This window comes from Paenibacillus sp. MMS18-CY102 (genome assembly GCF_009789195.1).
In the GTDB taxonomy this organism is placed as follows: domain Bacteria; phylum Bacillota; class Bacilli; order Paenibacillales; family Paenibacillaceae; genus Paenibacillus_T.
This window is the reverse complement of sequence record NZ_WSTC01000009.1, coordinates 141,655-159,150: the sequence shown is the minus strand read 5'-3', so window position 1 is coordinate 159,150 and position 17,496 is coordinate 141,655. Positions and strand designations below refer to the sequence as shown.

17 protein-coding genes are annotated in these 17,496 nt (G+C 50.1%); 3 read left to right on the top strand and 14 right to left on the bottom strand.

Annotated elements, in window-relative coordinates:
- Window positions 1-32: 32 nt before the first annotated feature.
- Both GON22_RS08980 and GON22_RS08975 read right to left on the bottom strand, forming a co-directional pair.
- On the bottom strand, window positions 33-1,793 hold the full coding sequence (locus GON22_RS08980; protein ID WP_160395774.1) for an ABC transporter ATP-binding protein: 1,761 nt from the start codon (window positions 1,791-1,793) through the stop codon (window positions 33-35).
- 99 nt (window positions 1,794-1,892) lie between these two features.
- Entirely contained in the window at window positions 1,893-2,426 is a 534-nt protein-coding gene (locus tag GON22_RS08975; protein ID WP_160395773.1) for an ADP-heptose synthase, read from the bottom strand.
- A gap of 172 nt (window positions 2,427-2,598) precedes the next feature.
- Here GON22_RS08975 and GON22_RS08970 point away from each other — a divergent pair, with 172 nt between their 5' ends.
- Complete coding sequence (locus GON22_RS08970) at window positions 2,599-3,594, top strand: YpdA family putative bacillithiol disulfide reductase (RefSeq protein WP_160395772.1); 996 nt, start codon at window positions 2,599-2,601, stop codon at window positions 3,592-3,594.
- 83 nt (window positions 3,595-3,677) lie between these two features.
- On the opposite strand, the gene GON22_RS08965 is transcribed toward GON22_RS08970, so the two are convergent.
- The 7 genes from GON22_RS08965 to GON22_RS08935 all read right to left on the bottom strand — a co-directional run bounded on the left by GON22_RS08965 (window position 3,678) and on the right by GON22_RS08935 (window position 10,004).
- A complete protein-coding gene (locus GON22_RS08965; protein WP_160395771.1) occupies window positions 3,678-4,586 on the bottom strand; it encodes a polysaccharide deacetylase family protein in 909 nt (302 codons plus the stop codon).
- A 68-nt stretch (window positions 4,587-4,654) separates the two neighbouring features.
- A complete protein-coding gene (locus GON22_RS25995; protein ID WP_237179082.1) occupies window positions 4,655-4,840 on the bottom strand; it encodes a hypothetical protein in 186 nt (61 codons plus the stop codon).
- 430 nt (window positions 4,841-5,270) lie between these two features.
- Window positions 5,271-5,936: an MOSC domain-containing protein gene (locus GON22_RS08955; RefSeq protein ID WP_160395769.1), complete on the bottom strand. Its 666-nt coding sequence runs from the start codon at window positions 5,934-5,936 to the stop codon at window positions 5,271-5,273.
- A gap of 192 nt (window positions 5,937-6,128) precedes the next feature.
- A complete protein-coding gene (locus GON22_RS08950; RefSeq protein ID WP_160395768.1) occupies window positions 6,129-7,781 on the bottom strand; it encodes an amino acid permease in 1,653 nt (550 codons plus the stop codon).
- Between the two features lie 133 nt (window positions 7,782-7,914).
- Window positions 7,915-8,514: a response regulator gene (locus GON22_RS08945; RefSeq protein ID WP_160395767.1), complete on the bottom strand. Its 600-nt coding sequence runs from the start codon at window positions 8,512-8,514 to the stop codon at window positions 7,915-7,917.
- Window positions 8,515-8,567: 53 nt separating this feature from the next.
- Complete coding sequence (locus tag GON22_RS08940) at window positions 8,568-9,185, bottom strand: DUF3298 and DUF4163 domain-containing protein (protein ID WP_160395766.1); 618 nt, start codon at window positions 9,183-9,185, stop codon at window positions 8,568-8,570.
- A 93-nt stretch (window positions 9,186-9,278) separates the two neighbouring features.
- Window positions 9,279-10,004: a phosphonate ABC transporter ATP-binding protein gene (locus GON22_RS08935; protein ID WP_160395765.1), complete on the bottom strand. Its 726-nt coding sequence runs from the start codon at window positions 10,002-10,004 to the stop codon at window positions 9,279-9,281.
- A 182-nt stretch (window positions 10,005-10,186) separates the two neighbouring features.
- Between GON22_RS08935 and GON22_RS08930 the strand changes: the two genes are divergently transcribed.
- Window positions 10,187-10,408: a hypothetical protein gene (locus GON22_RS08930; protein ID WP_160395764.1), complete on the top strand. Its 222-nt coding sequence runs from the start codon at window positions 10,187-10,189 to the stop codon at window positions 10,406-10,408.
- 65 nt (window positions 10,409-10,473) lie between these two features.
- Here GON22_RS08930 and GON22_RS26425 read toward each other — a convergent pair whose 3' ends face one another.
- The gene (locus GON22_RS26425) at window positions 10,474-10,605 is read right to left on the bottom strand and encodes a hypothetical protein (protein WP_272898778.1); all 132 of its coding nucleotides are present in this window, start codon (window positions 10,603-10,605) and stop codon (window positions 10,474-10,476) included.
- A 205-nt stretch (window positions 10,606-10,810) separates the two neighbouring features.
- Here GON22_RS26425 and GON22_RS08925 point away from each other — a divergent pair, with 205 nt between their 5' ends.
- Window positions 10,811-11,551 carry an HAD family hydrolase gene (locus tag GON22_RS08925; RefSeq protein WP_160395763.1) on the top strand — a complete coding sequence of 247 codons (741 nt, stop codon included), beginning with the start codon at window positions 10,811-10,813 and terminating at the stop codon, window positions 11,549-11,551.
- A gap of 111 nt (window positions 11,552-11,662) precedes the next feature.
- Here the strand turns inward: GON22_RS08925 and GON22_RS08920 are convergent, their stop codons facing one another.
- The 4 genes from GON22_RS08920 to GON22_RS08905 form a co-directional block, all read right to left on the bottom strand.
- Window positions 11,663-14,002: a type IA DNA topoisomerase gene (locus tag GON22_RS08920; RefSeq protein WP_160395762.1), complete on the bottom strand. Its 2,340-nt coding sequence runs from the start codon at window positions 14,000-14,002 to the stop codon at window positions 11,663-11,665.
- A 127-nt stretch (window positions 14,003-14,129) separates the two neighbouring features.
- Window positions 14,130-15,308: a glucosaminidase domain-containing protein gene (locus tag GON22_RS08915; RefSeq protein ID WP_160395761.1), complete on the bottom strand. Its 1,179-nt coding sequence runs from the start codon at window positions 15,306-15,308 to the stop codon at window positions 14,130-14,132.
- 77 nt (window positions 15,309-15,385) lie between these two features.
- On the bottom strand, window positions 15,386-15,706 hold the full coding sequence (locus GON22_RS08910) for a hypothetical protein (RefSeq protein ID WP_160395760.1): 321 nt from the start codon (window positions 15,704-15,706) through the stop codon (window positions 15,386-15,388).
- Between the two features lie 103 nt (window positions 15,707-15,809).
- The gene (locus GON22_RS08905) at window positions 15,810-17,297 is read right to left on the bottom strand and encodes a glutamate synthase subunit beta (RefSeq protein WP_160395759.1); all 1,488 of its coding nucleotides are present in this window, start codon (window positions 17,295-17,297) and stop codon (window positions 15,810-15,812) included.
- Between the last annotated feature and the right edge of the window lie 199 nt (window positions 17,298-17,496).

Below are 17,496 nucleotides of genomic sequence, written 5' to 3'. Positions count from 1 at the left end.
TTTATGCTCTTAACAAATTCACACTTGAACGTTCATAAGTTCGATGCCGCAGCTGTTTCTTGCTGTTCCAGCAGCCGCCTGAAAAACCCGTCCTGCTCCAGCAGCTCACGCTGCGTCCCGGCTTGCACAATCCGCCCGTTGTCTAGCACGATGATCCTGTCCGCTCGGCGGACCGTAGACAAACGCTGTGCGATAATGAACGTCGTTCTGCCCTTCATCACTTCCAGCAGCGCTTCATGGATCGCAGACTCCGTTGCGGTATCCACGCTTGCCGTTGCTTCATCCAATACGAGAATGGGCGGATCCATCAGTATTGCACGGGCAAGCGCTACACGCTGCCGTTGCCCGCCGGACAAGCCGACACCCCGTTCACCAATTAATGTTTCATAGCCATATGGCATTTGGACAATAAAATCGTGGATTTGCGCTTTCCTTGCAGCAGCCTCCACCATTTCTTGCGTCGCATTTGGATTTCCAAAAGCTACGTTTTCCCGAATTGTGGCTGAGAATAGAAACGTCTCCTGCGGCACGATCCCGATGCTTTGGCGAAGCCCTTCGAGATTGTAATCTTTCACATCCACCCCATCGATCAACACTGTGCCAGCACTTGTATCATAATAGCGGGATAGCAACGCTATCAGGCTGCTTTTGCCCGAGCCAGTCGCCCCGAGGACAGCAATTACTTGCCCTTGTTTGACTTGAAGCTGGATGTTATGGAGCACATGAGTTGGCTCTTCAGCAGCAGCAGCAGCATTATCGAACGCAAACGATACGTTATCGAACGTGATCGCCCCACGAATTCGTCCCGCTTCCACACCCCCGCCAGCAGGCGACTCGATGTCAACTTTCGTATCTAACACTTCGAATACCCGAGGCGCTGCCTTTAATGCTTGTTGGAAAATATTAATTTGCCAGCCGAGCATATTCAGCGGCCAGATCAGTCCCCAGGTGTACCATTGAAAAGCCATAAACGTCCCGAGTGACATCTGCTCCCTCGCTACGTACACAGCGCCCAGCCAGATCATAATTAAGAACGTTAATCCCCCGAAAAAACCCATAAGCGGAAAAGCAGTAGCTTCGAGCTTGGCCCTGTACATATTCGTTCCGAAATTTTGTTCATTGCGGTCTGCGAACTTGCCCTGTTCTTTGGTTTCTCTAGCAAACGCTTTCACGACGCGTATGCCCGAAATGTTTTCTTGGAGCGTCGCCGTCAATCGTCCCATCTGTTCCCGAATATTGCCCCATGCCGGACCAACCTTCCGGTTGAACAGCCACATAACGAGCAGGAGCGGTGGAATTGTGCTTAAGCTGAGCAGCGTAAGCTCTGCTTGCATCGAAAGCATAAAAATTAATGTGCCGACAAATGTCGCTATGCCGGTGATCAGCATCATTGCCCCGAATCCAACAAAATTTTTGACCGCTTCAATATCGCCCGTCATTCTTGACATCAATTGCCCCGTTTGCGCTTTATCGTAATACTTAAAAGATAACCGCTGCAGGTGCGCATACATCTCTTTGCGAAGCGTGAATACGACGTTTTGCCCGACCATCTCCTGCGTATATCCTTGTGCAAAGGAGCCTAAGCTTTTCAAGCCCTGCATTACTAGCAAGGATAACGTCAGCAATAACACCATGCCCATGTCTTTTTGCGCGATGCCATCATCGAAAATTTTGCGAAGCACCCAAGGTGCTATGAGATCAATGACCGTAGCAACAATCATGAGCCCTAGTGCTGCGAATGCCCATTTTGCACTCGGCTTTACATATTTAAGGATGCGAAACAATGTTGCCATCTTTGATTCTCTCTCCCCTTTCCTTGCTACAAGCTGCCAATTGTCCATAAAAAAGAAGACCCAACGCCGATAGGCTCAGGCCTTCTCGTACACCTCGAATTACAGGTCTCGATGTTCCTGAAATTCGTCCGGCTCGATACCCTCTTCTACTGCAAATTCAAAGTCGTCAATATCATAAATGAGCACGGGAATCTCCGCCTCTATGAGACGTTCCTGAAACTCAATCTGGTCTGACAAAATAGGTGTATCCAGCTTCATGCCAGCGAGCAGCACTTCTGTTTCGATCGGATCAAACAACTCCCCGTATTGCGCATTATCGAGCGCATGCACGATTGTGAATTGAATTTTATCATTCAGCAATAGAGGTGAGCTTTCACGCCATGGCACCTGCAAAGCGCGCTCTATTTTTTTCCGGTTAAGCGGGTCCTCGAAGAAAGAAATTAGCTCGCCAATCTTCTCCTTCACATGCTTATCATCGGATGGATCTTCCATCACGGGGTCCGCTCCATCCTTCATATCGTATAATTCAGCAATCGTCGAGTATGGAACGACATAATCCACCGGACGGCTTGGCACCAACAGATGCCCATATGTTGCCACCATGACTGCCTCTATAACAAATCGCCGCCGCATCTAGCAACCTCCCAGTTGTACAATTGATTCCTATTATACATGATTCGAAAGCTCGTACCCAGTGTTAAACGTTGATTTATTGGCCGTCTAACGTCCCTGATTTGCCATCATTCACTAGTGAGCAGTACAATGATTGTTACGATCCTTATTGGCAGGAGGCTGATATTTCCCTATGGAAACCATTAATCCCATTAACGAAAAAGCGATTATTATAGGGGCTGGGCCTTGCGGGCTTGCCGCCGCTCTTGAGCTGCAGCAGCTAGGCCTCTCGCCGCTTATCATCGAAAGCCGCAATATCGTCCATTCCATATCCCAATACCCGACCTATATGCGTTTTTTCAGCACACCTGAGCTGCTGGAAATTGGCGGCATCCCCTTTACCACAGCTAACGATAAGCCAACAAGGCAGGAAGCGCTCGCTTATTATCGTACCGTTACGCTGCGCCATGACATTCGCGTCAACGCCTTCGAAACCGTAACGGACATACAGCCAGAAGGGTCACGTTTTCGCGTCACCTCTGTCACGAGGTTCGGAGAGGCCAAACAATATGCTTGCGATACTGTCGTCATCGCTTCGGGCTATTTTGACCATCCGAATTCGCTTGGCATCCCAGGTGAAGAAACTGGCAAAGTGAGCCACTTCTTCCGCGAATCCCATCCCTATACCCGTACGAAAGTTGCCATCATCGGAGGCAGCAACTCTGCCATTGACGCTGCGCTAGAGCTGGAGCGCGTAGGCGCTGAAGTTACCGTCATCTACCGCGGGGAAGCTTACCACAAGGGCATCAAGCCTTGGGTGCTGCCGTTATTCGAAGGATTGGTCAACAAGGGCAAAATCAACATGCGATTCTGCTCACGAGTTGTTCGGATCGATCCCGCATCCATTCTTGTGGAAGGCCCTGAGGAAGCAGAAACCATTCCGAACGATTTTGTTCTGGCACTGACTGGCTTCCATCCCGACCGGGAATTTCTAGCAAAGATCGGCGTTCGGATTGAGCCAGACGGCAGTCCCCATTTCAATGATAATACGATGGAAACGAACATTCCTGGCGTATACCTTGCAGGGGTAGTAGCATCACGCCTCCAAGCGAATGAAGTGTTTATCGAGACGGGCCGCCATCACGGCCGCTTGATCGCCGAACACCTCTCCTCAACCCTTTTCAGATAAACAACAACCTCTAAATCGCGCGAAAGAACGGCAATCGCGATTAGAGGTTGTTGTTCGTGACGCGACATGACGATTTCGTGTGGTTAGAGGGCAAGCTGAAGCCGCTGAAGCTCCCGCCAGCCAATACGGATCAACTGCTGCTCTTCTATTGTTCGGAGTACGGCATCATCTTGCAGCAGCCTACGTTCCCAATCGCGTTTGGCGGCCTGCCCATGAAAGGCTTGCAGCTCATCTGTCGCCGCTGCCGGATGTACAATTATTTCGGAAACGCCCGGCTTTAGCGAAACAAGCAATTGGATGAATTGCTCGCGATAGGCTTCATATGTTTCGCCAGGCTCTTCACTGAAAGGAAGCCCTAGCAAATAATCCAATACAACAATGCCATAGGCTTCTGCCTCCTCGGCTCGTTTTAATGCTACCTCTGCAAGCTCAGGAGGAGCAACTTGGCCTGTTTCGGTCAGTAAGTTGCGGGGGAGACGGAACGGCAGCCCATAAGCCGCACACACCTCGAACACGACGGTTAGGAAGTCGCGGCCAGTAGCTAGCCCATAAAGGCTCCCCATATGGCTATCCGCATGTGTTGGGCGAATGCCAAGCTTTAACGCCATTTCAAGCTGGGCGATCAGCTCCGCCTTGACCTCGGCTTGTTCCGCTTGCCTCTCGAACGCCTTCACGTCCTTCGGAAAATAACCTTCTGAAGTGACCAGCGAGCTTGTAGGGGATGTCCGGCAAACTGGCCCCCACTTGTACAAATCCCATTCGCTTGTCATTGTCCAATGGACGCCGATATCAAGATCAGGATGCCGCGCACCCCATAATGCCGCCTCCCTTGCCCAGCTACAGGGAAGCATGAGTGTCGCAGATGACACGTAACCGCCTACCAGCAAGCTGCTAATCGTTTCATTAGACGAATGGCACAGCCCGAAATCATCCGCATTAATAATCAGAAGCCGATCTGCTTCCCCATACCCAAGAGCACGAGCCGTACTCATCGCGATACCTCCTCATCGGCATGCCGATTCGTTCGATTCGCTCTATTATATGGCGCCTGATGGCTCTTTCATTCGCTTAACGTCTCTTGGAACATGCTGCGCAGCTGATCACGATGCAGCTCTACCCATTGCACAACGGCATCTGCATGCTTCGCTTGCTTCATCCACACCTGTGGAGCATCAAGCCCTTCTGACAATCGTACGGCAAAATGCAAAAACACATCCAACATTCGCAGTATCATTAAGTCTGGCAATGCTGGCGCCTCTTCCTTTGAAAGTTTGCGCTTTCGCCCAAAGCCACGTGATAACCGCGCAATCCTCTCCGTGCGCTGCGCCTCCGAACGGCCATTGCCGGCATTCAAGCTCTAACGATTGCTCATTAACGTGCATGCCAGCCAACGCTTCACTAAGCAATCCTGCTGCTTGGCCAAGTGATTCCACTTGTTCGAGGTCGTTGGCTCAGGCACCTTCAACGAAAACCGTGAGCGCAGCAAAAACTGGAGCACCTGATGCTCCAGCTTTACAATGCCCGCGTTTTGATGATTATTATTAATGCGAAGTGCAAACCGTTCCTCTGCACATGCAATGAAGTGCGGAATCGTTTCTCGATGCTTTTGTTCGGCCTGCTTTTATTTCGTCTGTTCGTCCTTTCATTCCATCCTGTCGATCATGCTGCACATCCGCCTATTGGCCAGCATTGAGTTTGGATATGCGTTTGGTTATCGTCTCCTGCCAGCTTGCTGACAGCTCCGCGACAGCGAGCAGCCTGTTCATGCCGGCAACATCCGATTTATCGATATGCATCACACGATTTGCTTCTGCAATCGTAATCGCTGCGGGATGGCGTTCCACGACAATCGCTTCATCCCCCGAGCTGAAGGTTCCCGGTTCGAGGACACGAAGGTAAAAACCTGTAAATCCCGTTTTGGATACCCAATCCGCAAGATCTGGCGCACCGTATAAGGCTGCTAGCTTAAAGCAAGGCTGCCTTGGCTGGCTTACCTGCAAAAGCGCATTGCCGATTCGCACCTTGTCGCCGATGCACCAATCCGGCTCAGTCCAGCTCGCTAGGGAAATATTTTCCCCGAATGCGCCAAATGAAAGCGAACGGCCCAGCCGCTCTTCCCAATACGGGTAATGGTCCGTTCCATATACACATACCGCCTTGTCAGGTCCGCCATGGTTCACTAAATCCGCTTGGCCATCTCCCGGCAAGCCTTGCTCGCTAACGTGGATAGCGCCTGCCACCGGACGCTTCACGATTCCGGATTGTACGAATTTGCCCCCATGTGCGAGCTCTGCAGGCATTCCAACATTCACCGATGCAATCGTTGATTTTAACGCGATCATTTCCCGTCTCCTCCTTACGCCATGCATGCACTTTATATTCGCTAATTATACCGAGAACCGCCAATCCTTGGCAAATGCGCCGTACTGTCACCTCAATTTCGACACTTAATGTCGCAAATCGGAATGTAAACGCTGTCGAAAAGTTATCTTTTGTGTAACTTCATGCGTTTCCCCGGGAAATAAATTTTCTGATCATTTCCCATCCAGAAAGAGAGGTCCGAATTTTCTCTCAATTCGCTGAAGCTCCACTCTTGTTCGTTTGAATGATTTCCGTAATTGTTTCTCAAACTTTGTACCCCTCCAGGCGGCAGCTGCCCATGCAGCTATGCCCACGCCAAGAACAGCGGCTCCAGCAGCGAAACTCAGTAATGCCATTGCCCCAACCGCCATGCCAAGCATGCCGATCCACGCGATCCATCGAATCACCGCCCCCGACTTCCCTAACGACCAAGGGGCCTCTTGCAGTTGCTTTCGTTGCTTATTTCCCAGCACACGCAACCCGATGGGGATAGCACAGCCTAGCTGGCTCGCTGCAGCAGCGAAGCTAATAAGCGGTATGCCAATTGTTTGTGAACCGTTCCATGCCACATAAACAACTCCGATTACAGCAGAGAGTAGCGCAGCAGCCGTAATTGCAGCATTTGGCTTTCCTGTGCGGGCAGAAACTCGGCTCCATTTCGTATGGTCTAGAAGTGCACCATCTCTCGACATCGCAAACAATGTGCGTGATAGCGCATTCATTCCCTGTACGCCAGATATTCCAATCACGACTACAGCAATCCCGATGATAATTGGTTCTCCTGCCGTCCATATTTGCACAACCGTCGTCAACCAAATGCCGAGCACCCCTGCATTTCCCGGGTCTAGCGGGAGATTCAAAGCAGCTATAGAGAGCAGAACGAAGCCAATGACATACACATAGACGGGTGCCAAATAAACCGACCAAGCGCTGCGTACACGCGGGTCCATCGTCTCCTCCGCTCCAGATGCTGCCCCTTCACCCCCGATAAACATCCGTTGCAACAGCAAAACGCCTGCCAGCCAACCCAATGGCGTTGGTGCCGGATTGGCTTGAATCGCAGCTGCATCTACAGCTTGATTTCCGAATCCAAACAATGATTGGGCAGGCCATACTCCCGGCCAAGTTAACCAAAGAAGGCCTATAATCACACCTACAGCACTTGCTATGACTAGCCCCACACCTAACGCCTGTATAGCGCTAAATGTTCGATGGCGCATCCTGTTTAGCCTCCACTGGATCGCGTACAATCCGAGCATAGCGATGATCGCCATCCATCCTTGATTCACATATCCAAACTGATTCGCAGCGTACTCCGATAGCACTCGAGCTGCTGAATAGTTCGTGAAAGCAAGAAGTGCTGCGTTCCCCGTTACATGCAGCCAGCCTGCCAGCCAGCTCCATTTGGCGCCCCCGAGCGCTAATGCCCAATGATAAGGACCTCCTGCAGTCGGAAAAGCAGAACATAATTCAGCCATCGCGGCCCCAGCGGCGATACCGAACAGCCCTATGATCGGCCAGCCCCAACCGATGGCCGCCAATCCTCCTTCGCTAATTGCCCATCCGAATAAGGCGACCGTGCCTCCAACCAAGCTTAATTGGTGGAAGGAAAGCCCGAATGAAGCTGCATTCCCAAATCTGCGAAGGAGAAGCTGCGGATACCCGAACCGGTTCAAATCATCTTTGTCATGCACGAATTGGATATAAGCCGATACGCCATAAGACTGATGATGCGACCGGCGAATGCTTTTGCTTGCCACAATCGCGCATATGAACGCAGCTAAACAGACGATAGCGAACAGCGACAGCGACATAAACCCTGCCATAATAGAATCCCCCTCCACCGTTCAATCTCAATGGTTTCATTGTATGTGGGATCCCGTCCGAACAGCACTTAACGAAAGAAGGGCGAACCAGCTGCTGAAATCCAGCAAACCGTTCGCCCTTCTTCACCTTTAATTAGTTTTCTGCCCGCAACCGCTCATGCGATTTCAGCTCGCTCATTACAAAGCTTTTCACCGCATGAATATCAAATGGCTTCGCAAAAAAACGTAACGCCCCCAGTTGCTCCCCTACCTCCAGCCGTTCTGGATCTCCATATGCGGAGATGAAGGCGCTTTTCACTTGCGGGTCAATGCGGCGAATGCCGCGCAGCACCTCTACGCCATCCATGCCTGGCATGTTCATATCGAGCAATATAAAGTGCACTTCATGCCGCCTGAAAAGCTCCCAAGCGTCCCGGCCATTGCCTGCATCAAGCACCCGAACGCCTTCGGATTCGAACACCTCACGAATGAGCAAGCGGATCATAATTTGATCATCTACGATCAATAATGTAGGCTTGTCCGCTACTGTACGAATCAAACGCTTGTCCTCTTCTATTTGCGAAAAAGCGTGGCTCTCTCTCTCAGCCTGTGGTTTCGATTGCTCGACAGCCTTTGCTTTCCGTTCTAAGGAAGGCTTGTCCTTCTGTTGCAGGCCCCGATTCCGGAGCCCTCTCATGATGATCAGGATCACAACTACTGTAATCACAATGACACTGCCTATTAACGCTTGCATTTCTGCTCCCTCCGGGGCATTCATTATTGTTTTTCGCATGTTGACGGTGGAAGCTAATTATTCACTGCCATCGGACCGAGCGGACCGTCCTCATTAATTATATCTTGCAGGTCAAAGACCGATATCGGAAAATACAAAAAACCATATACATATGCGGCGAGTTCATACAATTGAAAATAAATGACAAGTGCACGGTCCGCAATATAAAAATCTTGGTCTGGACGAATCGATTTGAATGGCTCAAACGTCTCGATGCCTCGGCTTGTGATCTGCGCCGCAACGAGGCTGGAGATGCGCTTCACATAATCTGACCCTGGCTTAAATAGCTCAGACAACTTATAAGACTTGCCTGTATCCGTGTTGAAAGTCAATGAGCTTTGGAGTGTCATTCCATGCGCCCCGCCCGTATACGCATAATTGAAAATCGACAGGCTGAGCACGCCCTTCTCATTCGTCTTTACTTCAAAAAAACCATCCATCTCAGAGCTGGGATGCTCAAGCGAACCCTGTTCCGAGGCAAGCTGTTGGACAACGCGGCGTATTTCGGTATTGATCGTACGCTCAGTTGCCGGATTCGCTGCACCGGAGACGACCGGTATGTATAATGTAGTCTTCGGCCGTGTCGCTCGATACGTTTGAATAACAAGAGGCTGTTGGAATTGGAATGCCATGTTGGAGCCACCTTCCTAATCGCTCAGATGGTCCATTGTATGCACAGCCAGTCGTCCATCATGTTAGAATATCGGGCGAAACCGCCACTTGGCTTAAAGCTGGCGACGCTCGTATTCCGTTAGCCGCCTGCCTTTAACATCAAGCACAAGCTTGCCGCCGCTAAGCCCGAACGTCCGGTCCGCAAACCGCTCAGCATAATCGCCCTGATGCAGCGAGGCAATTACGATTAGCCCCTGCTCCTTGCAAAGGCGCTTCAGATCCCCCAATACTTGGTCAGCTGAATGAGGATCAAGGCCCGTCACCGGTTCATCGGCCAAAATCACCTTCGCACCGTGGACGAGTGCCCGGGCAATTGCGATTCGTTGGCGTTCGCCGCCACTTAGCTTGCTTGCTTTAAGATGGGCCTTGTCGAGCAGCCCTAGCTTCTCGATTGTATCCATTGCACCCATATAGTCATCACTGCGGACCATGCCGGTCCAACGCCGCCAGAATGGCGTCTGGTTAACGGAACCAATCTGGACGTTACGCAGTGCCGTTTTATCCTGATAGAGCGTTGGAGATTCTTCGAGATACGCGACTTCACGCCGTACCTTGCTCCTGCCCTTCAAATATTGTTCTTGAATATTAACCTGGCCAAAAACATAAACGCCCTTTGACCATTTTTCCCGGAGCGCTAGGCAACGAAGAAGCATTGATTTGCCGCTGCCGCTTGCTCCTTTAAGCGCAATGAACTCCCCTTGTTCAATCTCGAAGCTAAGGTCGTCCAATACTTTAGGCCCACCCGGAATTTGTTTCGTTAAGTGCGATACTCGAATCATGACGCGTGCTCTCCTTTAAGACAATGAAGTATGCGATCTGTATGGTTCATCTTACGGATATTCGTGTCTCTATTATTCTAGTTTACGGTAAACAAAAAACAGTTTCCATCCGAACAAATGTTTGGTATACTAAAAATAAGAACAAACGTTCCATTCCACCCAATTAAAGGAGGCCGATCACCATGAAGCGCTGCGAGAATTATCGTTATGTAGAGAAGAGAAGTCCTTATCGTGACCTTACGTTTAAATTTTATAGCGACGGCAAGCTGACCATCTTAGACAACGACGCTGGCACTTCGATCGCGCCGAAGGAATTGCGTGGCGACAGTTTCGATTTTTACGTCAAACGGCGTATCGAATTCATTAAGAATGATTTGGCTGCCAAGCGGCTGAAATATGCTTAACCCCATTACACAAGCAAGACCAAGACAATCCGAGCTTGCCGGATCCGTCCTGGTCTTCTTCTTTTTTAGCTTTTATTAATGCCATTAAGACTTGCTGGCCGTTCGGCTTGTTTACTTGCCTTCGCTGTCTGTTCCTCTTCCTTTATGCTTGCTTCGTTATGCTGGTTTTTAGTTTTTTCGCTTTTATTATAAGGCACTAGGCTCACCTCCGAGTTTATCATTCGCTCCATACTGTTTCATTATTCTGTTCTGTTTGACTTAATGTCTCCGGGTACGGTAGATTGGTTTCAGGAGGGAAGCACCGCCAAGACTGCTGTTATGATGCGAAAGTCTAGAGTGCATAGATGAACGATCGGGCATCGCCCGGCGGTTATCTTTTCTGACAAAGGAGCCATGCCAATTATGAAACAAAATCTATTTTTTGACCTCGACGACACGCTCGTTTATTGCAACAAGTATTTCTACCTCGTCATCGAACAATTCACTGATGCCATGGCTACTTGGTTCCAAGGCTATGAAGGCATTACGCCGCAAGCCATTAAAGACAAGCAGACCGAGATTGACATAGCTGGCGTTCATATCGTCGGTTTCAAGAGTGACCATTTTCCAGAGTCATTCGTTGATACGTATCGATATTTCTCTGATTTGACGGGCCGCGCCCGCTCTGATGCCGAGGAGAACTTCTTATGGAAGCTCGGGCGCAGTGTATATGAACATGCCGTTGAACCTTATCCGTTCATGGAGGAGACGCTTAACCATCTGGCAAGCCAAGGCCATGAGCTCCATCTCTACACGGGCGGTGAATTGCTCATCCAGCGCAGGAAAATCGAACAGCTGCAACTCGAGCGATATTTCGGTTCCCGGATCTATATTCGCCGGCATAAGAATAACGAAGCGCTGGAATCGATCCTTCACGAAGGGGCATTTAATCGGGACGAGACTTGGATGATCGGCAATTCAATCCGTACCGATGTGGTGCCTGCCCTGAAAGCTGGCATACACGCCATTCATATGAAGATCGACAGCGAATGGGCTTATAACAATATCGCGATCGAGGTGCAACCACGCGGCGCCTTTATGACGCTGCAGAGCTTGCCGGATGTTCCTCCAGCGATCCACTCCTATGTGAATGCTCGGCCTTAATGGGACCATTCGCTTCGTATGATTAACTATCGGTGCAAATTAAAAAATGGCGGTACGGGGAGCTTATCCCTGCACCGCCATTTTTGGTTTTTGGCTTATTGCCGATTAGCCTCACAACGACTCAACAGCAATTTCCCCATTCGCTGGATTACGAAGCACAATTCGCCCATCTACAACTGTTCCGTCTGCCAAAGTAAGCTTTAGCTTGCTCGTCTTTCCCTTCTCAACGAGCGCCTTGACTTGAAGATCCGTAAGTGAACGGCCAAAACTTTCTTTCCAGATAACAAACTTACAGCCCTCTCTGAAATGGGAGCAGCCGTACCCTTTACGCCCCATAAAAATGCTGCCGCCGCATCCAGGGCTTGGACATACAGCAATTATAGCTGGACCCGCAGCCGACGGCTCATTGGAGCCAGCCGACTGGTTGGGCTTGCTGCTCCGGCTTCGGGCAGCTGTAGCGCCTGCTCCAGTCTTGCTGTTATCGCGTGCTGCTTTACCGCCCCTGGACGAGCCTGAATCTACTTTACCCTCTCTCGACGAGGCAGCATCCCCTGCCTTCTTCCGGCCCTTCCCTTTGGCAGCTCCTCCCGCGTGGTCCCCTTCGCTTTCGAAAGACGTCTTAGCAGCTCTAGACTGGACGCGAACCTTATCGACGATTTTGGAAGCGAACCGTTTTACATTGGCCATAAACTGCTCGTCCGATGCGGTACCTCGCGAAATCTCGTTTAACCGGCGTTCCCATTGGCCCGTCATTTCTGGTGAAGTAAGCAGCTCAATGCCAGCGCCACGTATGAGTTCAATCGCCGTTCGGCCTTTTTGTGTTATCATGATTTTCTTGCCCTGCATGTCGACGTAACCGACATTTTTAAGCCGTTCAATCGTCGCTGCCCGCGTTGCTGGCGTGCCTAGCCCCGACTCTTTCATCGCGTCGCGCAGCTCTTCATCTTCAATTTGCCGTCCGGCACTTTCCATCGCCTTCAGCAAAGTGCCCTCGGTATAATGCTTCGGCGGCTGCGTGTCCTTCTCTTTGACAATAGCGTCCGTACATTGCACAGGCGCGTTACCGTCAATTGAGAAAGGCTCATTCACCTCGACTTCGTCCTCTTCTTCGTCGTCTTTGCCTTTGGTAGAACGCGGTTTTTCTTTCTTCTGGTCCGCATAGATCACTTTCCAGCCGATGCTCAGCAGCTGCTTGACGGTCGTCTTGAACGTCTCTCCTTCAACCTCCGTCAGCACTGTATGCACCTTATATTCTGCGGGAGGGTAGAACTGGGAGAGAAAGCGTCGTACGATCAGGTCGTACAGCTTTTTCTCGTCCGGCTGGAGCCCCGATGCTTTGCGATGCGTCGGCAAGATCGCATGGTGATCCTCAACCTTGGCTGGGTTACAAATAAACTTATTGCCTTTATGCACCAAATTCCGGTTCGCCCCGCGCACCAGCTCATCGTACTCGGTGCCCTGAAGCGCAGAGAGCGACTTGTGCATCTCCGGAATATTTTGCTCCGTCACATAGTTCGAGTTCGTTCTTGGATATGAAATGACTTTATGCTTCTCATAAAGCGCTTGTGCGGTGTCCAATGTCTTCTTCGCTGAAAAACCGTACTTGCCGTTGGCCTCCCGCTGAAGCAGCGTAAGATCGTACAGCTTATTCGGGTATTCCTTCGTATCCTTGACCTCGTATGAAGCAATGCGCGCAGGCTTCCCCTTTACTTTTGCCGCCAGTGCATCCGCCTTGCCCTGATCGGTCATCCGATCGCCCTGCCACATTCCCTTGTAGCTAAGCTCACCCTGTGCAAAGTGGCCTTCCAGTTCAAAAAACTTCAAAGATGAGAACGCCTCAATCTGCTTCTGCCGATCGTAAATGATGGCCAATACAGGCGTTTGCACGCGACCAACTGATAACAACACATTATGTTTGGTCGTAAAAGCACGCGAGCCATTCATCCCGATGAGCCAATCCGCTTCACTGCGCGCTCTTGCCGCTTTCGTAAGATTCTCGTACTCCGATCCTTCCTTTAGCTCCGCGAACCCTTTACGAATCGTTTCCGGGGTCAAATCCGAAATCCAGAGGCGTTTCACCGGATGCTTAAGCTTCAAGTGCCGTTGAATAAGCGAAAAAATGTGCTGCCCTTCCCGCCCGGCATCGCAAGAGTTGATGAGCATATCGCTTCGTTTGGCCAGCTCTGCTATCGTTTTTAGCTGATCCATCGTTTTCCGGTTAGGCACGAGTTTGAACATCTCCGGAATGATCGGCAAATCGTTTATATTCCATTTTTTATATTTCTCATCATAAGCCTCGGGTTCTGCAAGCCCAATCAAATGCCCGATCGCCCACGTAATAATGTACTGCTCGCCTTCTAAGTAGGAACGGTAATTTTTTGCTTTTGGATCTATTGCGGCTGCGATATTTCTCCCCATGTCGGGTTTTTCCGCAATAATGAGTGTCTTCAAAAGATTATCGCTCCCTTGGCATTTTGTTCATGCAAAAAGAGGCTGCAACAGGCAGCCGCGCTTCGAGTAAATCATCATCAGTTAGTGCCGTTAATTTTAACATTCTAAAATAGTGCTGTAAATACGGCTACTTAGTTAGCTTGGTGCCAACCTGGCGGTCCATTGCTTTCCAGATCGACCTGACGCCATCAGACCAATTCGGGTCTTCCGCATACTCTCGGTTAATCCATGCGAAAGCATCCACATTGGAAGGCCGATCCTTGCTTAGTCGCGTAATCGTTCGAGCAGCAATCGTCGCTGATTGATCGATTGTCGTGTTGTATTCCTTCCAGCTATGAAACACATTAAACGGATTGTTAACAATCTCGTCCGCTCTTTCATGGATAAGAGGGACGAACCCCTGCTCTTGCCCCGTTATCGCGAACAAAAACAAAGGGTCAATATCAAATTGCTTAGCAGCATTAATGATCGCATTCATATACTTTTCTTTAGCAAGGAGCGAGCCTTTGCCATTCAAGAAACGAACGAGCTTCTCCCGATCCACTTCTCGGTATTGGAGGGAATCCGGGAGTTCATTTACACTCGCTTTGGCTGCGATCGGCACAGGCTTGCCCACTGGCGGTATCATCTCGCTCACAGACGGACGAGATAACGACCAGCCATAACATAGCGTCACAACTACGAGAAGCCCACTAATTGCCGCATACAGCCCCCGTCGGCCAATGCGGTTAAACCATGGCAGAACGACCCCTTGCGATGAATCGAGCTCGGACGCTTCACTATGAACCCCGAGCAGAGCAGGATTTTGAAAAGGAAGCACGACTGCTTGTCCCTCCTGCATCGGCACAAACGGCTCCGCATCCCGCGCAACGAACTGGGAAATAGTTTGCCACATGTTAAGATTGGCAGCTGCGTCCGCTCCTGCATTCGTCTCAGTTGCTCTGCTTATTGCCTCTCTCAGCCGTTCCGGCATAATGACAAGGCTCAACTGCTGCTCTACCCAAGCATGAAACGGCTCGAATATGGCAGGATCGTCCATCTCGCAGCGCAAACAAGCTTCCGCAATCTCGTCCGCACCTACCGGCCCTGAGCGCTCCATTACAGCCGAACGAATGAGCCGAGTCGTTAATTGCCCGCGAACATCATCGGAAAACTCAGGCAACCGCTTATAGATGATGCGCCGCACAGCATCCGCTACGATATCAGCATGCTTGTCCTGCGGCAAATCAGCAAACTTGCGCTGCACATACCGTCTTATATTCCGTACATCAGTCGGCGAAATTATCGTTGCGTTGTCGGTGGGCATCGTCCCTACCTCCGCTAAAATCGAAATATAGCATCATCGCTTCAATGCCTATTTATCCGATTTTACCACAACTTTCCTCATTCTGGGGAGGTCAGATTATGGATACGCACCTGGATTTCTTCCGACAAAATATACGCTTCAATCTGCTCTTTCTCCGTAATCGTAAACTGGAATTCACAATCGCAGCCTTCGTCATAGGGTACCATTTGAGCGATCTGGCCCCCAGACGTGCATATGACATAAATCGTAAAATCGCTGATGTCTGGTGGAACAGGTGTAGACGGCCATAGTACCGGGCGGAGTTCGATATCTACCCATTGCTGGTCTCTACGCTCTATCGTAGGCTCGAACGAAACAAACTTTAACTCCGTTACAGCATCTGAGCCATATTGAATCATGCTTGTTCCTCCTATCGAATGTATAAACTATTGCTTGAGGCAAAACAACACAAGCGCCCAGAAGGGCGCTTGTGCTTCAAGCGAATTGATCGGCGCAGATGCTTTATGGAAGCATCGACGAACCCATCAAATATTTATCTACTTCACGTGCCGCTTCGCGGCCTTCATTAATTGCCCATACAACCAAGCTTTGGCCACGGCGCATGTCGCCTGCAGCGAATACTTTGTCCACGCTGGTCGTGTATTTGCCGTATTGTGCTTTCACATTCGAACGGCGATCTTGCTCAAGGTTGAGCTGGTTAATGATCGTGTTCTCAGGGCCTTCGAAACCTACTGCGATCAGTACAAGATCCGCTTTCCAAACTTTTTCCGTACCCGGAATTTCGTTATAGACTTTGCGTCCTGTTTCATCAACTGTACGTTCGATTTGAACCGTGTGAAGCTCTTTCAATTGGCCATTCTCGTCACCAACGAATTTCTTCGTCAACACGGAGAATGCACGAGGGTCTTGACCATACAAAGCTTTGGCTTCTTCATGTGCATAATCAAGCGTATACACATTCGGGAATTCAGGCCAAGGATTGTTGATCGCATCACGCTCAAGCGGAGCTTTAGCATGTGTACCGAATTGCGTTACCGAACGGCAGCCATGGCGCAACGCAGTAGCTACGCAGTCTGTACCAGTATCGCCGCCACCAATTACGATAACGTCCTTGTCCTTGCCCGAAATGTAATTACCGTCTTCCAGATTGGAATCCAGGTAGCTCTTAATTGTGCCATTGAGATAATCCATCGCTTGGTAAACGCCTTTCAGCTCGCGGCCTTCCATCTCTACATCGCGGGCTTTCGTTGCGCCACCACACAATACAACAGCGTCGAAATCGTCAACGAGTTGTTGTGCCGAAATGTCCTTGCCAATCTCAGTGTTCGTAACGAACGTGATGCCTTCTGCTTCAAGCAGGTCGACGCGGCGTTGCACAACGCCTTTGTCCAATTTCATCGTTGGAATGCCGTAAGTCAGCAAGCCGCCTACGCGATCAGCACGCTCGTATACCGTTACCAAGTGGCCCGCTTTGTTCAATTGGGCTGCTGCTGCCAAGCCTGCAGGACCGGAACCGACGACAGCTACACGTTTGCCTGTACGCTCCTTAGGCGGTTGTGGCACGACCCAGCCTTCATCAAACCCGCGGTCGATGATCTCTTGCTCGATCGTCTTAATTGTAACAGGTTGTCCAATAAGACCAACTGTACAGGAACCTTCGCATGGCGCTGGACAAACGCGTCCAGTGAACTCAGGGAAGTTATTCGTCTTATGCAGACGGTCCAGCGCTTCGCGCCATAGACCACGATAAATCAAGTTATTCCATTCTGGAATTAGGTTGTTAACTGGACAACCCGATACGCTACCAGCCAATTCCATACCTGTATGGCAATAAGGCGTACCGCAGTCCATGCAGCGAGCACCTTGCGTGCGCAATTGATCGTCATTCAGATGAAGATGGAACTCTTCCCAATCTTTAATCCGCTCGATCGGATCGCGATCTGCCGGCAGTTCGCGTTTGTACTCCATAAATCCCGTTGGTGTAGACATGATCGCAACTCCCTCGTTTCTTTACTCCCGGTACAACAAATAAACAGTTATATTTAAACTATATCGGGAATCGAACAATTATTCAATATAAATCTTTGCATAAGAATGCTTATATCGCTCATTATTTCGGACCCTATTAGCATCATTTACCGCTCTATACAAATGGATTATCCGTATAATGATTTGCACTATTCTACAT